The organism is Synergistaceae bacterium (assembly GCA_021372895.1).
Classification (GTDB): Bacteria; Synergistota; Synergistia; order Synergistales; family Synergistaceae; genus JAJFTP01.
The window spans coordinates 36,532-53,628 of the sequence record JAJFTP010000012.1 but is presented as its reverse complement, the minus strand read 5'-3'; the positions used below and the strand labels follow the sequence as shown (position 1 = coordinate 53,628).

14 protein-coding genes are annotated in these 17,097 nt (G+C 51.3%); all 14 read left to right on the top strand.

Going from position 1 to position 17,097, the window contains the following annotated elements:
- Positions 1-5: 5 nt before the first annotated feature.
- The 14 genes from LLF78_01615 to LLF78_01550 all read left to right on the top strand — a co-directional run bounded on the left by LLF78_01615 (position 6) and on the right by LLF78_01550 (position 17,069).
- Complete coding sequence (locus LLF78_01615) at positions 6-476, top strand: Asp23/Gls24 family envelope stress response protein (GenBank protein MCE5201198.1); 471 nt, start codon at positions 6-8, stop codon at positions 474-476.
- A gap of 70 nt (positions 477-546) precedes the next feature.
- Positions 547-1,020: a hypothetical protein gene (locus LLF78_01610; protein MCE5201197.1), complete on the top strand. Its 474-nt coding sequence runs from the start codon at positions 547-549 to the stop codon at positions 1,018-1,020.
- A gap of 4 nt (positions 1,021-1,024) precedes the next feature.
- Complete coding sequence (gene nusB / locus LLF78_01605; GenBank protein MCE5201196.1) at positions 1,025-1,453, top strand: transcription antitermination factor NusB; 429 nt, start codon at positions 1,025-1,027, stop codon at positions 1,451-1,453.
- A 9-nt stretch (positions 1,454-1,462) separates the two neighbouring features.
- On the top strand, positions 1,463-2,701 hold the full coding sequence (gene xseA / locus LLF78_01600) for an exodeoxyribonuclease VII large subunit (protein ID MCE5201195.1): 1,239 nt from the start codon (positions 1,463-1,465) through the stop codon (positions 2,699-2,701).
- Entirely contained in the window at positions 2,701-3,744 is a 1,044-nt protein-coding gene (gene mtnA / locus LLF78_01595) for an S-methyl-5-thioribose-1-phosphate isomerase (GenBank protein ID MCE5201194.1), read from the top strand. Before xseA ends, mtnA begins: the two co-directional genes overlap by 1 nt.
- Positions 3,741-4,988, top strand: coding sequence for an adenosylhomocysteinase (locus tag LLF78_01590; GenBank protein MCE5201193.1), 1,248 nt, complete (start codon positions 3,741-3,743; stop codon positions 4,986-4,988). Before mtnA ends, LLF78_01590 begins: the two co-directional genes overlap by 4 nt.
- Positions 4,989-4,990: 2 nt before the next feature.
- A complete protein-coding gene (locus LLF78_01585) occupies positions 4,991-6,271 on the top strand; it encodes an amidohydrolase (protein ID MCE5201192.1) in 1,281 nt (426 codons plus the stop codon).
- A gap of 29 nt (positions 6,272-6,300) precedes the next feature.
- Positions 6,301-8,952 (top strand): alanine--tRNA ligase, encoded by a 2,652-nt coding sequence (gene alaS, locus LLF78_01580; GenBank protein MCE5201191.1) that lies wholly within the window; start codon positions 6,301-6,303, stop codon positions 8,950-8,952.
- A 4-nt stretch (positions 8,953-8,956) separates the two neighbouring features.
- The gene (gene ruvX, locus LLF78_01575; GenBank protein MCE5201190.1) at positions 8,957-9,370 is read left to right on the top strand and encodes a Holliday junction resolvase RuvX; all 414 of its coding nucleotides are present in this window, start codon (positions 8,957-8,959) and stop codon (positions 9,368-9,370) included.
- A 5-nt stretch (positions 9,371-9,375) separates the two neighbouring features.
- Positions 9,376-11,955: a DNA mismatch repair protein MutS gene (gene mutS, locus LLF78_01570; GenBank protein ID MCE5201189.1), complete on the top strand. Its 2,580-nt coding sequence runs from the start codon at positions 9,376-9,378 to the stop codon at positions 11,953-11,955.
- Positions 11,952-13,679 (top strand): DNA mismatch repair endonuclease MutL, encoded by a 1,728-nt coding sequence (gene mutL, locus LLF78_01565; GenBank protein ID MCE5201188.1) that lies wholly within the window; start codon positions 11,952-11,954, stop codon positions 13,677-13,679. Before mutS ends, mutL begins: the two co-directional genes overlap by 4 nt.
- Positions 13,679-14,647, top strand: coding sequence for a tRNA (adenosine(37)-N6)-dimethylallyltransferase MiaA (gene miaA / locus LLF78_01560; protein MCE5201187.1), 969 nt, complete (start codon positions 13,679-13,681; stop codon positions 14,645-14,647). Before mutL ends, miaA begins: the two co-directional genes overlap by 1 nt.
- Entirely contained in the window at positions 14,647-15,480 is an 834-nt protein-coding gene (ispH, locus tag LLF78_01555) for a 4-hydroxy-3-methylbut-2-enyl diphosphate reductase (GenBank protein MCE5201186.1), read from the top strand. Before miaA ends, ispH begins: the two co-directional genes overlap by 1 nt.
- 17 nt (positions 15,481-15,497) lie before the next feature.
- Positions 15,498-17,069 carry a S1 RNA-binding domain-containing protein gene (locus tag LLF78_01550; GenBank protein ID MCE5201185.1) on the top strand — a complete coding sequence of 524 codons (1,572 nt, stop codon included), beginning with the start codon at positions 15,498-15,500 and terminating at the stop codon, positions 17,067-17,069.
- The last annotated feature ends 28 nt before the right edge of the window (positions 17,070-17,097 follow it).

Below are 17,097 nucleotides of genomic sequence, written 5' to 3'. Positions count from 1 at the left end.
ACTACATGGTTGAAGCCAACAAAGAGAATATTGAGAATATAAAGGAAACAGCGGAATCTGGTCCGTCTATAGATCAGAACAACCTTGAGGGTAAGATTCGCATATCTGAGGATGTCATTGCCCAGCTTGCGACAAAAGCGCTGAACAGCGTAGAGGGGGTTTCGCCCGCTAATCCCGGGCTCATGGCAAATCTGCGCCTTGGCAGAAAAACCGTAAACGGAGTCAGGATCTCCATATCCGATGGAGAAACACCGGAGATATCAGTTGATGCATATATTGCAGTGAAGTATGGCCTGCGGATCCCGGATGTATGCTGGGATGTCCAGGAAGCGATAAAGGAACAGATAGAACGTTTCACGGGGTATACGATCAAGGCTGTGAATATCTATGTGCAGGGGATCTCTTTTACTGACAGGAAGGCTCCTGAATCAGCCGTGACAGATGAAACATACGGTTCTTTCGGCGAAGAGGCCTGATCCGGTTTATTGATCAGAAAGGGCCGGTTTCCATGCAGGAGCCGGCCCTCTACATTGAGAGGTGTTAGATATGCTTTTCCTCTGGACTACAACAAAGCACGGCAAGATCTGGGTCGACGGCGATGCCGTCAGACAGATCATCGCCAAAAGACTGCCGAAGGATTTTTACTGCCAGGAGGTTTCATTTATTGGTGAGAAGAATCTCCTGAACATCTACATTACTTTGCCGGAGGACAGTGCATCGGAAGAGAAAGCCGCTCTGGAAAAAAAAATGGTCGATATTTTCGGCAAATCGGGTATGGCTGTACAGATCGATTGGGGCTACGTCGCCCCGGAAGACAACCCTGTAACCACACCTTTATGGATGCTGCCTCTCTTCTGGTCAGGAGTTGCATCCGGACTGACCGCGCTTGTATATCTCGGGCTTAAGGGGATACTCTGGTCTCTCTTCGCGGCGGTCGTAGGCTATGGGATCTCATGGATATTCCTCACTGAAGACGGACAAAAACATGTCTCCGCATTGATGCAGCAATTTAGGAGATGATAGTTTGAGCCGTTCAGCAATGGCGCAAATGCGCCACAGATCCCGTGAAATAGCGCTTCAGCTGATATATGAGCTTAATCTGAGACCTGATGTTGATATTGAAGAAGCCATCGCCCTATACCCGTCAGAGGGAGAGCAGGAGGAAGTCTTTATATATGCATGTGAGCTTCTGAGGAGCGTAATGGAGAATGGAGAGGAAATATCAGAGCTTCTCAGGGATAATATCATAGGCTGGAGACCGGAGCGTATGGTAGCCGTGGATAAGGCTGCGATATGCATTGCGCTTTACGAAGGCGTAATTTCTGAAAGAGTCCCGATCGCAGTTGCGATCTCCGAAGCGGTCGAGCTTGCCAAGACGTTCGGCACAGCCGAATCAGGCCGCTTTGTAAACGGAGTGCTTGGAAGAATTGTACGCAAAGAACCCACGAAATAAATATACGCGATGATTTTGCAGCCTCAGAACAAGGTATTGACAGTTGATGAAATGACAGGCAGGATCCGCGAGGTGATCTGCTCGGCAGCTGACCTGCAGGATCTTTCCGTGCGCGGAGAGCTGCTGGGCTTCAAACGCCACACCAGCGGACATTGTTACTTTACGATCCTAGGCAAAGAGACCCGCGTCTCATGCATACTTTTCCGTTCAAATGCCTCATCGGTCATACAGTGGCCAAAGGACGGCGACGATGTCCTGGTGCGAGGCCGGATCGATATCTATGGGGTACGCGGCTCGTATCAGATATATGCCACGACCCTTCTTCCGCTTGGTGAGGGTGCAAAGGCGCGCGCAAAAGAAGAGCTGATGGACCGGCTTACAAGAGAGGGCCTGTTTGACCTGCGGCATAAACGCCCACTTCCCGTTTTTCCTGATAAAGTTGCAGTTATAACGTCACCGACAGGGGCTGCACTGCAGGACGTGATAAAAATATCTTCGATGCGCTATCCTGCCGCGGAACTTATAGTCGTTCCCAGCCTCATGCAGGGTGTGACCGCAGCGGATGAAATTGTTCACAGCTTCAGCATGTGCTGCGGCATCAGAGATCTTTCTCTCGTCATGCTAGTGCGCGGAGGCGGCAGCAGGGATGACCTTGACACCTTCGACAACGAGCAGGTCGTGAGGGCTGTACGTTCATGTCCTGTGCCCGTCATCACAGGGCTGGGCCATCAAATAGACAACACTTTGTCCGACATGGCGGCCGATGCTTCGGCCCCTACGCCGTCTGGGGCGGCGGAGAGAGTCTTTCCTGATATAAGGGAACTTCAGCAGTTTATTAAGGGTATAAGCCGTTCTTTATACGTAAGATTATCCTCAAAAATTGATAGGACGATATCAGATGTGGATGAGATCAAAAAAAGACTTACATCCGATATTATCAGATTCTGCTGCAACCCGGCTTCTGACTTTATCGACAATGTCAGAGGCAAGATATGCAGCAATATTAATTACCGCCTTCGTGAAGCTGAGGTCAGGCTTGCCACAGCTGCAGGAAATATGCAGAACGCGTCACCGCTGAATATTCTCTCCAAGGGCTATGCAATATGCAGGAGGCCGGACGGAACTATGATAAGGGACGTCTCCTCTGTCTCCGAGGATGACCTTATAAGAATACAGATGAGGGATGGGACTCTTTCCGCAAGAGTTGATGATGTTATGCAGTCTGCCCCGCTGAAAGGAAATGTTTGATGCTGCCCCCGACCATGCAGTGGCTGCCGCAGATCCCGGCCCTGAGGCTGCTGGATCAGAGGGCGATCCCTGATGCTATCTGTTTCTGTGATTGTCGGACTTATGAAGATGTGGCACGTGCAATTGAAGACATGACGGTGAGGGGAGCGCCTGCCATAGGGATTGCTGCCGCTTACGGAGTGGTGCTTGCGGCCCGCGGCGGCGAAGCTGATATAATGGCGGGCATTGACCGGCTTGCTAAAACCAGGCCGACCGCAGTGAACCTCTACTGGGCGCTTGACAGGATGAAAAAACTTATAAATAGATATCCGGGAAAGGACGAACTTGCATCTGTCCTTGAAGCAGAGGCTGTTTTGATGCATAAAGAAGACATAGCGGTCAATAAAAAACTTTCTTATTATGGGCAGCAGCTCCTTCCCGAATGTGCGACTGTAATTACGCACTGCAATGCAGGCGCTCTTGCCACCGCAGGCTACGGGACAGCGCTCGGGGTATTCCGCGCAGCGTCGGAGAACGGCAAAAAAATGAAAATATACGCAGACGAGACCCGTCCGCGTTTCCAAGGAGGGCGCATTACTTCTTTTGAACTTTACGAAGATGGTTTTGATGTCACTGTCATATGTGATTCAATGGCGGCATTCCTTATGTCCCGCGAAAAAATAGACGCAGTGATCACAGGGGCAGACAGGATCGCGCTTAACGGCGACACGGCAAACAAAATAGGCACTTATGGCCTGGCTATCGCGGCAGAGAAGCACAATGTACCATTTTATATAGCCGCACCCCTCAGCACTATAGACATGAACTGCCCTAATGGCAATGCGATCCAGATAGAGGAACGAAGCCACGATGAAATAAGGATCATCGGCTCGGAAGTTGTCATACCTGAGAGGATCGCTGTGTGGAACCCTGCGTTTGACATCACTCCAGCCGGGCTTATAACAGGGATAATTACGGAGGCGGGGATAATCAGCCGCCCTGATGCTGTTAAAATAGAAGGATTGAAACACTATAAAGATAAAAAGGGGATGACATCATATTGAAAAATGAATTTATTGTCGCTGATATAAATCTGGCGCCGGAAGGACACAGGCGTATAGACTGGGCATGGGAATATATGCCGGTGCTCAGGCTGGCGGCGGAGAAAGAAGCTCTCAATCAGCCGCTTTCAGGGATCGTCATAGGTACCTGTTTACACTTGGAAGCCAAAACAGCATGCCTGCTTAAGGTACTCCATCAGCTTGGCGCGACCGTTGTGGCCGTGGGCAGCAATCCGCTTTCGACTCAGGATGCCGTGTGTGCCGCGCTTGCTGAAAGCGGCATCCATGTTTTCAGCCGACATGGAATGAGTGCAAAAGAGTACGGCGATAACATCATGGAGATGCTTGACTGGAATCCTCAGGTAATAATAGACGACGGCGGGGATGTCGTCTCTATGATAATAGAGAAGAAAAGAGACCTCATCCCGAACATCCTGGGAGGCTGCGAAGAGACGACCACCGGCATAAAACGTCTCCGCGCAATGGATACGGAAGGCGTCCTCCCTTTTGCGATGCTTGCTGTTAACGATGCCCAGAGCAAGCATCTTTTTGATAACCGCTATGGTACGGGGCAGTCTGTCTGGGATGCGATACTCCGAACAACAAACCTCCTTGTTGCCGGCAAACAGGTCGTGATCGCAGGTTACGGCTGGTGCGGAAAGGGTGCGGCACGAAGGGCCTCAGGCCTTGGAGCCCGCGTCATCGTCGTTGAAGTTGACCCGCATCGCGCGCTCGAGGCTCTTATGGACGGCTTTGACGTCATGGACATGGACAAAGCGAGTAAAATCGGAGATGTTTTTATTTCCGTAACAGGAAACACCAGAGTAATAAGAAGGGAGCACTTCATCAACATGAAGGACGGCGTACTTCTGTGCAACGCCGGACATTTTGATGTTGAGGTCTGTATACCGGACCTTAAGGATATTTCTGTTGAAGTAAAAAAGCCGCGGGACAACATCGAAACGTATGTCCTTCCTGATGGGCGCAGGCTTCATCTGCTTGGAGAGGGAAGGCTCGTCAACCTTGCGGCGGGTGACGGACATCCTGTCGAGATCATGGACCTGAGTTTTGCGATGCAGCTGCTCTCCTGTATCTACATAACCCGGAACAGACTCAGATCCGGACTTTATAATGTCCCAGAAGAACTTGACAGGATGGTCGCGGATCTCAAGCTGGAATCGCTTGGGATCAAAATAGACAGGCTGACGCCGGAACAGGAAAAGTATCTGGCAGGCTGGAGGGAATAGAAATGTTGCGCTGTTACAGGGATGTGGTAGTCTGGGACGCATCGCGCACACGTGCGGAGAGGTGCGACGTCCTTACCGAGCATGGAAAGATCGCCGCCGTGTATCCTGCCGGTTCCGTCACATCGGGATGCGCATATGAGGGCAGGGGCAGGACCGCGATGCTGCCAGGATTTGTTAATGCGCACGGACATGCGGCCATGACTCTTCTCAGGGGGCTTGGAGAAGAACTCCCCCTTATGGAATGGCTTGAAAAACGTATCTGGCCCGTGGAAAACAGGCTGGATGCGGATCTTGTATACACGGGAGCACAGCTTGCCATGATGGAAATGCTCTCAACCGGGACGACCTGTTTTGCAGACATGTATTTCTTTATGGACAGAGTCGCAGATGCCGCACTAGAGGCTGGGATGAGGTGCGGCCTTTCACGGGGCATCGTCGGAGACAGCGACGGGGCGCGCCTTAAGGAAAACCTTCAGCTGGCAAAGGATTATAACGGAGCAAAGGGTCTGGTGAACATACAGCTTGGGCCGCATGCCCCATATACTGTTTCGATCGAACAGATGTCATCTGTCGCAGACGCGGCGCGGGAGAACGGTCTTGGAGTCCAGCTGCACTGGCTTGAGACTTCATCTGAATGGACGATAAGCGGTTTCGATGGCACAATGAGCCCCGAGGAATATCTTACGAGGACCGGTATGGCAGAGGTAAAGCATCTTGTCCTGGCCCACGGGGTCTGGATAGACAAAGGAGCAGCGGATTTCTATAAGCGGCCGAATGTCACAGTAGTACACAATCCAAAGAGCAATCTGAAACTTGGAAGCGGGGTAGCGCATGTTGCGCAGATGCTTTCAGCCGGGGTCTCTGTCGCGCTTGGAACTGACGGGGCCGCAAGCAACAACAGGCTTGATATGTGGGATGAGATGCGTTTTGCCGCTCTGATACAGAAGGGCGTCAATCATGATCCAACGTTGATTTCGTCGGCGGAAACTCTTAAAATGGCCACATCAGCTGGGGCGGAAGCCCTTGGTTTTAATAATACGGGGTTCATCAAAGAAGGTTATAACGCCGACATGATCCTGATAGATATCGACCAGCCTCACTATGTGGGCTGGGATGAGGAAAGCCTGTCCGGATATATCGTCTACGCCGGCTCGTCTGATGATATAAAGGCGACAATAGTAGCAGGTGAAGTCCTCTATGAAAACGGCCAATTTACAACGATTGACAGAGACAAAGTAATGGCATCTGCTCTAAATGCAAGAAAATCACTTACACAAAAATAAAAATAATTTATCACTGGGGGGAAATATTGATGCAGTATAGAAAAGGAAAAGAATTAAGAGAACTGTTTCTTTCATTTTTTGAAGAAAAGGGCTGCAGGCGCTATCGCAGCTTTTCCCTGGTGCCGGATGATCCGACTCTTCTTTTTACAATCGCCGGCATGGTTCCTTTCAAGCCTTATTTCCTTGGGCTGAAGACCCCGGAGGTAACGCGTGCGACTACCGCACAGAAATGTGTCCGTACAAACGACATCGAAAACGTCGGGCGCACCGCACGTCACCATACATTTTTTGAGATGCTCGGAAATTTCAGTTTTGGCGACTATTTCAAAAATGAGATCATCCCATGGTCATGGGAGTTTCTCACCGAGCGCATAGGTCTTGACCCGGACAGGCTTTATGCGACTGTCTATCTTGACGACGACGAAGCCCATGATATCTGGCGGGATAAGGTCGGGCTCCCTGAAAATCGCATAGTCCGCCTTGGTGCAGACGATAATTTCTGGGCAGCCGGACCTGTAGGCCCATGCGGCCCTTGTTCCGAGATCATATATGACCAGGGGCCTGAGTATTCCTGCGGCAAACCGACCTGTGCGGTAGGCTGCGACTGCGACAGGTACCTTGAGATATGGAACCTTGTCTTTATGCAGTACAACAGGGACGAGGCGGGCAACCTCACCCCGCTGCCCGCCAAGAACATAGACACAGGGATGGGACTTGAGAGACTTGCCTCGGTTGTGCAGAATGTCCCGACGGATTTTGAGACAGATCTTTTCCTCCCCATAATCGACAAAGCCTGTGAACTGGTAAACGTAAAGTACGGAACAGACAAGAAGAAGGATATGGCGGTCAAAGTTATTTCTGACCACATAAGGGCGGCTGCATTTATGATCGCCGATGGGATACTGCCCGCAAACGACGGCGGCGGCTATGTGCTCAGAAGGCTTATCCGGCGCAGCGTCCGCTACGGAAGGCTGCTTGGCATAGACAGGCCCTTCCTTACGGAACTTCTGCCGGCCGTACGTGAATCTATGGGCGATGAATATACCGAGCTCGTAGAGCAGGCTTCCGCAATCGAGCAGGTGCTCAGCACGGAAGAGGAGCGTTTTTCCAGGACACTCTCCCAGGGCAGCGATCTTCTTGAGTCTGAGCTTGAGAAACTCGCCATGGACGGCAAAAAGACGCTGCCGGGCAGCGTTGCGTTTATCCTTTACGACACCTTTGGATTTCCCCTCGAGCTGACTGAGGAAATATGCAAAGAACACTCTGTGTTGATCGATAAAGACGGTTTTGAAAAAGAGATGACGGAGCAGCGTGAGCGTGCCAGGGCCTCAAGCAAGCAGACCGGCAGCACCATTTCAAAGAACGTCTACACCGAGCTTGTAGACAAAACAGGCCCCAGCTTGTTCTGCGGATACACAAAAATGCAGTCTGAGGCTTATGTCATCGCAATTATTGCGGGCGCTGCGCTGAAAGACTCAGTCGCAGAAGGAGAGGCGGCGGATATCGTTCTCTCAAACACTCCCTTCTACGGCGAAAAAGGCGGACAGGTAGGCGACACCGGTTTTCTTACGGCAGATGATATGATTTTTGAGGTGCAGGATACTATATATCCTGTTCCTGATCTTATCGTACACAGGGGTATCGTAAATAAAGGGGTCCTTAAAAAAGGACAGCCTGTTACCGCGTCAATAAACGAGAGGCGCAGAAAAGCCATACAGCGTCATCACACCGCTACCCATTTGATCAACGAAGCTCTCACAAGGGTCCTCGGCAAGCATGTGCGCCAGGCAGGTTCAATAGTAACCCCTACTTTCCTCCGCTTTGACTTTAACCATTTCGCGCCTGTCTCGGTGGATGAGATCCGCGAAGTAGAAAAAATGGTATATGAACAGGTTTTGAAGAACCTGCCTGTCAAAACCACAATAATGCGGATAGAAGAGGCAAAAAAATCAGGCGCGCGAGCTCTCTTCGATGAAAAATACGGAGACGAGGTCAGGGTCCTTGATATCCCGGGTTACTCGACGGAGCTGTGTGGCGGTACGCACGTCAGGAATACCGGCGAGGTGGGGCTTGTCAAAATAATACGCGAAGAGGGCATAGGCTCTGGTATCCGAAGGATCAACGCCATTGCCGGAGAACCTGCACTTTTATTGTTTCAGCAGTTTGGCTCTGCCGTTACGTCGATGATGACGATGCTCGGAGAGGATACGGACTCCATCGTCAGCAGGATCGAAGAGATCATGGACGAAAAGAAGGTCCTTGAGCGTAAGAACAGGGAACTTCAGGTCAAAGTCGCAATGTCGGACATAGAGGGCACTGTCAGGCCATGCGCATCTATAAACGGCGTTGATCTCATCGTGGAGAAATTTGACAACATAACGCCGGACTTACTCAGGCAGATCGGCGACAGGATAAGGCAGAAGCACCCGGTCGCAGTTCTGGTGCTTGCAGGGATCGGCGAGATGAATCGCGTTACGCTGACAGCCATGGCAAGTGAGGAAGCTGTCAAAAAGGGCGTCAATGCAGGCACGCTGCTTAAGGATATAGCTGTGATAATGGGCGGTAAGGGCGGCGGGAGACCAAATCTCGCTCAGGGCGGCGCACCTGACGCCTCTAAGTTGGAAGAAGCTTTTGCCAAAGCTCCCGAAATATTTGCAGACCTCATGAAGAATAAGGAATAGTTTATTGCAGAGGATCATAGCGCTTGATATAGGAACTGTAAGGATAGGGGTCGCAGTGAGCGATCCTCTCGGCTTTTTTGCCCAGGGGATCGCAGTGCTCCGCGCAGAGGGTGAATGGCTGGAAGAACTTGCTGAGATAACGGCGGTATATGAGAACCCCAAGCTTCTGGTGGGACTTCCGCGCAGGACTGATGGCAGCGAGGGGCCTGAAGCCATAAAGATGAGGGATACGGCAGAGACTATCAGGGACCGCTTCCCGGATCTCGAGATAGAATTCTGGGATGAACGCTTCACGACCGCCATAGCGCAGCAGGCGCTTATAGAAGCTGATGTGTCACGCAGAGGAAGAAAGCAGAAGGTCGACAAGATCGCAGCTGCGCTTCTTCTGCAGAGCTATCTGGACAGAGGGAGGACATAACTGAGTTGGAACTTCCGCAGGGGATAAAAATGACCCCCATGCTGGAACAGTATATTCATTGGAAAGAACAGTACCCGGACTGCCTTCTTTTTTTCCGCATGGGAGACTTCTATGAGATGTTCTTTGATGACGCCATGACGGCATCATCAGTGCTTGATATTGTTCTCACCTCCCGTTCCCGCGACGCGGATAACGCGATACCGATGGCAGGAGTGCCGTTCCATTCGGTAGACTCATACCTCGGGCGTCTTATATCTGCGGGCTACAGGGTGGCCATATGCGACCAGATCACGGAACCGGACGGGAAGACACTTGTGCAGCGTGAAGTCACCCGTATCATCACACCAGGCACATGGCTTCCCGAAAATTCTGAGTCTGACGGACATCTCGCAGCATGCATATTTGACGGCAAAAATGTCTCCATCGCCCTGCTCATCTCAGGAAGCGGAACGCTGAAGGCAGGTACCTTCCCTGCCGAAGAGGCAGCATCTATTCTGTCATCATTCAAGCCTGATGAAATACTGGTGCGCAAAGGGCAGTGTGAATTGCTCTGTACGCTTGTCCCCAACATTACCGGTGCAAATATAGTTGAACGCGAAAAGGGCGAATTCAGCGTTCAAGCGGCATCAGCGTGGCTTTGCAGGAAGTGGGACATTGCGACGCTGAATTCAATGGGTCTCGACGATATGGATCCCGCCTCAGGGGCCGCTTATGCGGCTCTCCGCTATCTGGAGGAGACGCAGTTCTCGCAGGCGAAGCACATCTCTTGTATAACTCCTATTCTTCCCTCGGAAAATCTTGTGCTTGATCAGAGCACACAGATAAACCTTGAGCTTATCGAACCTCAGGGAACATCTCTTTATTATGTGCTAAACCGTTGCCGCACGCCTATGGGCAAAAGGCTGCTGAAAGAATGGATATTGTCTCCCCTGCAGGACCTCGATGCGATAGGACAGAGGCAGTCCTCCATTGCAGTGCTCGTGCAGGAAAGGCAACTTGCCGCCGAACTTGGCAGGCTGCTTTCAGAGTGCAGGGATATTGCGAAATCAATAGGCCGCATAACGCTTAATATGGGGACGCCGTCCGACCTTCTGGCAGTCAAGGAGACTCTTTCAGTGCTGCCGGAGATAAAAAAACTTGTCCTTTTATCACCTGCTCTTGCCGTGTGGGCTGACGTGCCTGATGTCTCACATCTTTCCGAACTGCTATGTGCGGCTCTCTCCGATACTGTGCCGCGTTTTGTGCGTGACGGCGGAGTTATAAGAAAGGGATACAGCCCCGCGCTGGATGAATGGAAGGAAAAGGCGTCGGATTCCGCAGTCTGGCTTGAACGATTTGAGGAAGCCGAGCGCAGCAGGACAGGGATAAAAAACCTAAAGGCTGGCGTCAACAAGGTTTTTGGCTACTATCTTGAGATCCCAAAGGGGAGCCTTGATAAGGTCCCCCCTGACTATATAAGGAAACAGACGCTTGTGAACGCGGAACGCTTCATAACTGAGGAACTTAAGGCATTTGAAAAGGAAATGTTCAGCGCGGAAGAGGAGATGCTGGATCTCGAAGCGGAAATATACGGGCAGCTCGTGGATACGACACTCTCCTACAGTACCGCGGTACAGAAAGCCGCACAGTTTATAGCTGTGACGGACGTTTTATATTCACTTGCAGACGTTGCCTGCGAAAGGGATTATGTCCGTCCCTTTATGGATATGGGTACAGACTTTATAGTCAAAGGGGCACGCCATCCGGTGATAGAGGTAACGCTGGGCCGCCAGCCGTTTACTCCCAATGATTATAATTTCAGCAGCTTAACAGGACAGAGGATCGCAATAATCACAGGTCCGAACATGGCCGGAAAATCCACATATCTGCGGACGGCCGCACTCATCGCCATACTGGCGCATATGGGCTCCTATATCCCTGCCGAGAGCGCGCATATCGGCGTCATAGACAGGGTCTTCACAAGAATAGGTGCGCGGGACGAACTTGCGAGAGGGCAGAGCACCTTCATGGTCGAGATGGTAGAGACCGCCAATATCCTGAGGAATGTTACTGACAGAAGCCTTGTCGTGCTGGATGAAGTCGGCAGGGGAACTTCTACATACGACGGATTGAGCATCGCATGGTCAGTCGTGGAATACCTGCAGAGCCAGGAGCAGCGCCGGGCAAGGGTGCTTTTTGCGACTCATTACCATGAACTTACGCAGCTTGCCGGAAGGCTGCCATGTGTCGTGAACCTGAGCATGGCCGTTGAGGAGAACGCAAACGGCATAACTTTCCTGCATAAAGTTGTACCCTCTCCGTCTGACCGTTCATACGGCATAGAGGTAGCGCGCCTTGCAGGAGTGCCTTCCGTTGTCCTGCGGCGCTCCAAAGAGCTGCTTGATCAATTTGAGAAATCTGATGCAGGGAGAAAGATCCCGGATGGCACAGGCGCACAGAATCAGATGATACTTTTTGATATAAGGCAGGAGGCCGTGCTTGAGGAACTCTCATCCGTCGATCCTGACGAAATGACTCCGATGGAGGCACTTGAACTTGTCTACAGGCTCAGGGAAGAGAGCCGGAAAGCGCTGGGTTTTTCATGATAAAAAAACTTGATGCCGACATAGCGACCAGGATAGCGGCAGGAGAGGTCATAGAAAGGCCGTCTTCCGTCGCGAAAGAGCTCATAGAGAATGCTATAGATGCATCGGCTCGAAACATGAATATCTATATAGAACAGGGAGGCAAGACATCTTTTGTCATTGAAGATGACGGCGTGGGAATTTCGTGCGAGGAACTGCCGCTCGCGCTTGAGAGATATGCCACGAGCAAGATAAGCTCGCTTGACGACCTTGAGAGGATATCAACTCTTGGTTACAGGGGAGAGGCGCTTGCGAGCGTAGCCGCGGTAAGCCGCCTTGAAATAAGAAGCAGGACCGCAGACTCTGAAACGGGCGGCATAATACGCTGCGAGGGAGGTATGGTCACACTCCACACGGATAACCCCTGCAGGCCCGGGACCAGAATTCAGGTTGATGACCTGTTTTATAACCTACCTGCTAGGCGAAAATTTCTGAAGACCGCATCGGCCGAGCTTCGACGCATAATCCAGATAGTAAATGATTACGCGCTGATACATCCGGAGATAACGATCAGAGTTTTTTCTGACGGGAAAAAACTGCTCGAACATACACGTACAGAAAATATAAGCGAGGCGCTGGCGAAAAGGTGGGGCAGTGACGGAGAAAAATATTTTTCTGGATCAGCGCTCGGCTCAAACAGGATACGGCTCTGGTGGAACCCGATACCGGATGCGAGGCGTGTTGCCATGACTGTTTTTGTAAACGGACGGCGCATACAGGATCCTACGATAAGGGCGGCGGTGTGCGGCGGAGATTCCGCTGCGTACGGCGAATGGCTGATAATACTTGATATGCCGCCAGACCAGCTTGACGTAAACATACACCCTACAAAAGAAGAGGTGCGCTTCAGGCGCTCTCAGGAGATTTTTAAGCTGGTTTATGATAATGCCCAGAATGTTTTTTCAAAACGTTTTTCAATACATCAGAACCCATGGGCCGGATCTCAATTTGGCCCGCATCGGCTTGAGACTGACTCCGGCATGCTTCAGCCAGATTTTGACCGAACAGCCCCTCTTTTCAGCCAGGTCCCATGGCGTCCGGTGACAAAACAGGAATGGGATAGGACTGCAAGCCATGCTGAAACCGTATTCACCCAGGCCGAGAAGGGGATAGGCGATAAAAATATCACATCAGACAGGAACTATATAGGACAAACGGCAAGCGGCTTTCTCCTTTTTGATTTTCCGCAGGGGCTGGCTGTTATGGACCCTCACGCCGCGCACGAGAGGATTCTTTTTGAGGAGATATCTTCCTCGTTCAAGGATTCTATTTTGACACAGACACTTGCAGTTCCTGTTGAAATACCTGCGGCGCTGCTGCCTGAAATCAGGGTCAGCATCGGAGAGCTGGGCAAACTCGGTTTCACAGTGGACGGAGCAATGCTGACAGGAGTCCCGCTGCTGCGCGGTAAGGGGCATATTTCCCCGCTTGACATGCTTCGTTCAGCGATGCGCGGTATCGAGGTCGAACATGACCCGGCAAAACGTGACATGGAGGTATGGTGGAGGCTGGCAAGGCTTGCCTGCCGCGATGCAGTCAAACTGGGACAGAAGATGGAGAGGGAAGAGGCTATGGCGCTTCTTCAGAGGCTTGAGCGGTGCGGCACGCCGTATACATGCCCGCACGGCAGGCCTACCTTGTTTATACTGGAAAACAGACGGCTTGAAGAATGGTTCGAACGCTGATGGAAAAGAAAGCAAGCAAAGGGATACCAGTTGTTGCGATAATCGGACCGACTGCCGTCGGTAAGACAATGTTCAGCCTCGAACTGGCGGCGAGACTGAACGCCGAGGTCATATCCGTAGATTCCCGTCAGGTGTACCGCTATCTTGATGTAGGCACAGACAAGGTCTCATGTGAAATACGCAGGCAGGTGCTTCACCATCTTATAGACATAGTTGACCCCGACCAGATATATTCGGCTGCGGATTTTGCTTCGCAGGCGTCCGACGCTGTCACGCGGATCATCGCAAGGGGCAGGATCCCGCTGCTTATAGGAGGGACGCCATTTTATTATAAAGCGCTCTGCGGATCACTGTCTGAAGGCCTGCCCAAAGACTCGGCTGTTCGTGAACAGATCGAAAAAGAAATAGAGGCTAAGGGGCTTGAGGTACTGCATAGTGAATTGAAGCTGATAGACCCGATGGCGTCAGAGAAGATACATCCTAACGACCCTGTCAGGACTATGCGTGCTCTTGAAATATTCCGCATAACAGGGAAAAATGCGACCTGGTGGTATGATCGGCAGAATAAGATCACATCTCCTTATAATATTTTATATATAGGCCTGATAAGGAACAGGAAAAATCTGTACAGGAACATCGAGGAACGGGTTAAAATACAGTTTGCAAGCGGCTATCCCGAAGAGGTAGAATGGTTGCTTTCAAAGGGATATTCGCCGAGGCTTCCTGCGATGCAGGGATTCGGTTACAGAGAGCTGGTCAGGTATCTGAGCGGCGGATGCACTTTTGAGGAGGCGCTTCTCGGAGACATCCGTTCGACAAAAGTTTTCTCGCGCAGACAGATGACATGGTTTAAACATTTTGAACCGGCTGAATGGTATGATTTAGACTCTTTCTCTGTGGAAGAAGTTCTCAGAGATGCACTCCCAAAATGTTTAAAACACATTGAACAGGGGGATCGGCGGACGTAATGGACATTTTCATAGCGAACCCCACAGGGCTCTGTTTTGGAGTAAAAAGGGCCATTTCGACACTTGAACGGGAACTGCATCGCACAAAAGCGGTATATTCGCTTGGGAGTCCGATACACAACCCACAGGAAGTAGAGCGCCTATGCAGGCTGGGGCTCGTCGTAGTCGATTCCCCTGAGGATGTTCCGATTGGAGCCGTATCATTCGTCCGTGCGCACGGGATAACACCTCAGGTTTACGAAACTCTGCGCATGCGGAGTTCATTGGTCGTGGATGGGACATGTCCTTTTGTGAAGACAGCACAGGAAAGGGCAAGGGCACTTTCCAAAGAGGGTTATATAGTGGTAATATCAGGCGACCTGGAACATCCTGAGGTACAGGGGATAATGGGATATGTGGACGGAAAAGTCGAAGTTATCTCCTCCGAAAGCAATATCCCTGAATCGTTAAAGGGCCGGAGGTGCGGCATCCTGAGCCAGACTACACAGAAAGTTGCATCTTTTGTCGCGCTTGTAGGCGCATTTGTATCTATATCTCCTGAAATTAAGGTATATAATACAATATGCAAGGCAACGCTTGCCCGTCAGGAGTCCGTCTGTCAGCTGGCATCTCAGGTCGACGGAATGATTGTTCTTGGCGGACGCAACAGTGCAAATACACGCAAGCTGGCGGAGATCGCCATAGATGCCGGAGTGTCGACAATATGGATCGAACACGCAGACGAACTTGACAGGGGGTGGCTGGAAAACAGAGAAAGAATAGGAATAGCGGCAGGCGGAAGCACACCTGACTGGCTAATAAAAGAACTGATTAAAAAATTAAACATAATGTAAGCAGGAGGATGTTGGGTATGGTTGACGAGCTTCGCACCGAAGAAGTGATGGAAACACAGGCAACACAGGAAAAAGAAGAAACGATGGAAGAAATGATGCAGCAGTTTGACGTGATGGGCGATTTCCATCGCGGCAAGATCGTGGAAGGCACAATCGTTGATACCCGTGAAGACGGCTGGCTTGTTGACGTCGGCTATAAATGCGAGGGATTTCTTCCCCGCAAGGAGTGGACGCACAGAGTTCTCGTCGAAGAGACACCGGAGCCGGAGAACGGAGCAAAGGTCAGGGTCCAGATCACAAACATCGGTCAGGGCGAAGACACGCAGCTCCTTTTGAGCCGTTGGCGCTGCGAGTTCGACGAACGCTGGAACAAGATTGAAGAAGACCTTGAAAAAAATGATACCATTGATGTCAAGGGTATCCGTAAGGTAAAGGGAGGGCTTATTGTCAGCTGCCGCGGGATCGAAGGATTCATTCCCATTTCACATCTCGCAGAAGAGGGACGCGGGGTCAATCCCGGGCACCTGCTGGAGCAGGATTTCCCTGTCAAGCTGATTGAAAAGGACCGCCGGAAGCGTCGCCTCGTATTCTCGCGCCGCAGCCTTATTGAAGCAGAGATGGCAGGTCTTCGCCAGTCATTCTACGAACAGATCAAAGAGGGAGATGTGCTTGAAGGCGACGTCAGCAGCATCACATCGTTTGGTGTTTTCGTAAATCTCGGTGCGGTAGAAGGGCTCGTCCACGTAAGCGAACTGTCATGGCAGCGCAATGCAAAGGCTAAGGATATCGTCAGCAAGGGTGACCACGTCAAAGTCAAGGTCATCGGCATAGACAAAGAAAACAACAGGATATCCCTTAGCATCAGACAGACGCTTGACGATCCGTGGGACTCTGTTGCGGAACGCTGGACAGCCGGCAGGACGACAGAGGGAACTGTGACCAACCTGACAGAATTCGGCGCATTTGTAGAGATAGAGCCTGGCATTGAGGGTCTCATACACATAGGAGACCTGAGCTGGACGCGTATAAAGCACCCGAAGGAAGTCCTTAAAAAAGGCCAAAAAGTGGAAGTCTCGATCATCGAGGTCGACACGGCCCGCAAAAGGATCAGCCTGGGATACAAGCAGCTGAAAGATCCTTGGAAGGACGCTGCTGAGAAGTACCAGAAGGATCAGGAAGTCCCTGTTAAAGTAGTGAGGCTTGCAGATTTTGGTGCCTTTGTAGAGCTCGAAGAGGGTATAGAAGGACTGATCCATATATCGCAGATCAGCCAGCAGAGGGTAGAGAACCCCAGGGAGATCCTTGCTGAGGGTCAGGAAATCACGGCAAGGATCCTAGAGGTCAACCCATCGGAGCGCCGTATTCGCCTGAGCCTGCGTCCCGCACATGAAGAGCCCGTAAAGCGCGCTCCCCGTGAGGATGCTCCTCAGAGTGCAGACGGACAGAAAAAGGATGATCGTCCCCGCCGCCGCAGTACAACGGGCGGAGACAGGAAGAGATCCGATAATCAGAACAATCATATGCCGCAGGAAGAGACAAATGTAACGATAGGCGATTTCCTGAAGCAGGCTGAGGATTCGGAAGCTTAAAAAATCTTCGGACGTAAAAAACATTTTT

Excerpts from the sequence above, each read along its gene's own strand:
- mtnA (MCE5201194.1), top strand. The coding sequence starts at position 2,701 with ATGCTGCCCCCGACCATGCAGTGGCTGCCGCAGATCCCGGCCCTGAGG.
- LLF78_01610 (MCE5201197.1), top strand. The coding sequence starts at position 547 with ATGCTTTTCCTCTGGACTACAACAAAGCACGGCAAGATCTGGGTCGAC.
- LLF78_01550 (MCE5201185.1), top strand. The coding sequence starts at position 15,498 with ATGGTTGACGAGCTTCGCACCGAAGAAGTGATGGAAACACAGGCAACA.
- LLF78_01615 (MCE5201198.1), top strand. The coding sequence starts at position 6 with ATGGTTGAAGCCAACAAAGAGAATATTGAGAATATAAAGGAAACAGCG.
- mutL (MCE5201188.1), top strand. The coding sequence starts at position 11,952 with ATGATAAAAAAACTTGATGCCGACATAGCGACCAGGATAGCGGCAGGA.
- xseA (MCE5201195.1), top strand. The coding sequence starts at position 1,463 with ATGATTTTGCAGCCTCAGAACAAGGTATTGACAGTTGATGAAATGACA.
- miaA (MCE5201187.1), top strand. The coding sequence starts at position 13,679 with ATGGAAAAGAAAGCAAGCAAAGGGATACCAGTTGTTGCGATAATCGGA.
- ispH (MCE5201186.1), top strand. The coding sequence starts at position 14,647 with ATGGACATTTTCATAGCGAACCCCACAGGGCTCTGTTTTGGAGTAAAA.
- alaS (MCE5201191.1), top strand. The coding sequence starts at position 6,301 with ATGCAGTATAGAAAAGGAAAAGAATTAAGAGAACTGTTTCTTTCATTT.
- LLF78_01585 (MCE5201192.1), top strand. The coding sequence starts at position 4,991 with ATGTTGCGCTGTTACAGGGATGTGGTAGTCTGGGACGCATCGCGCACA.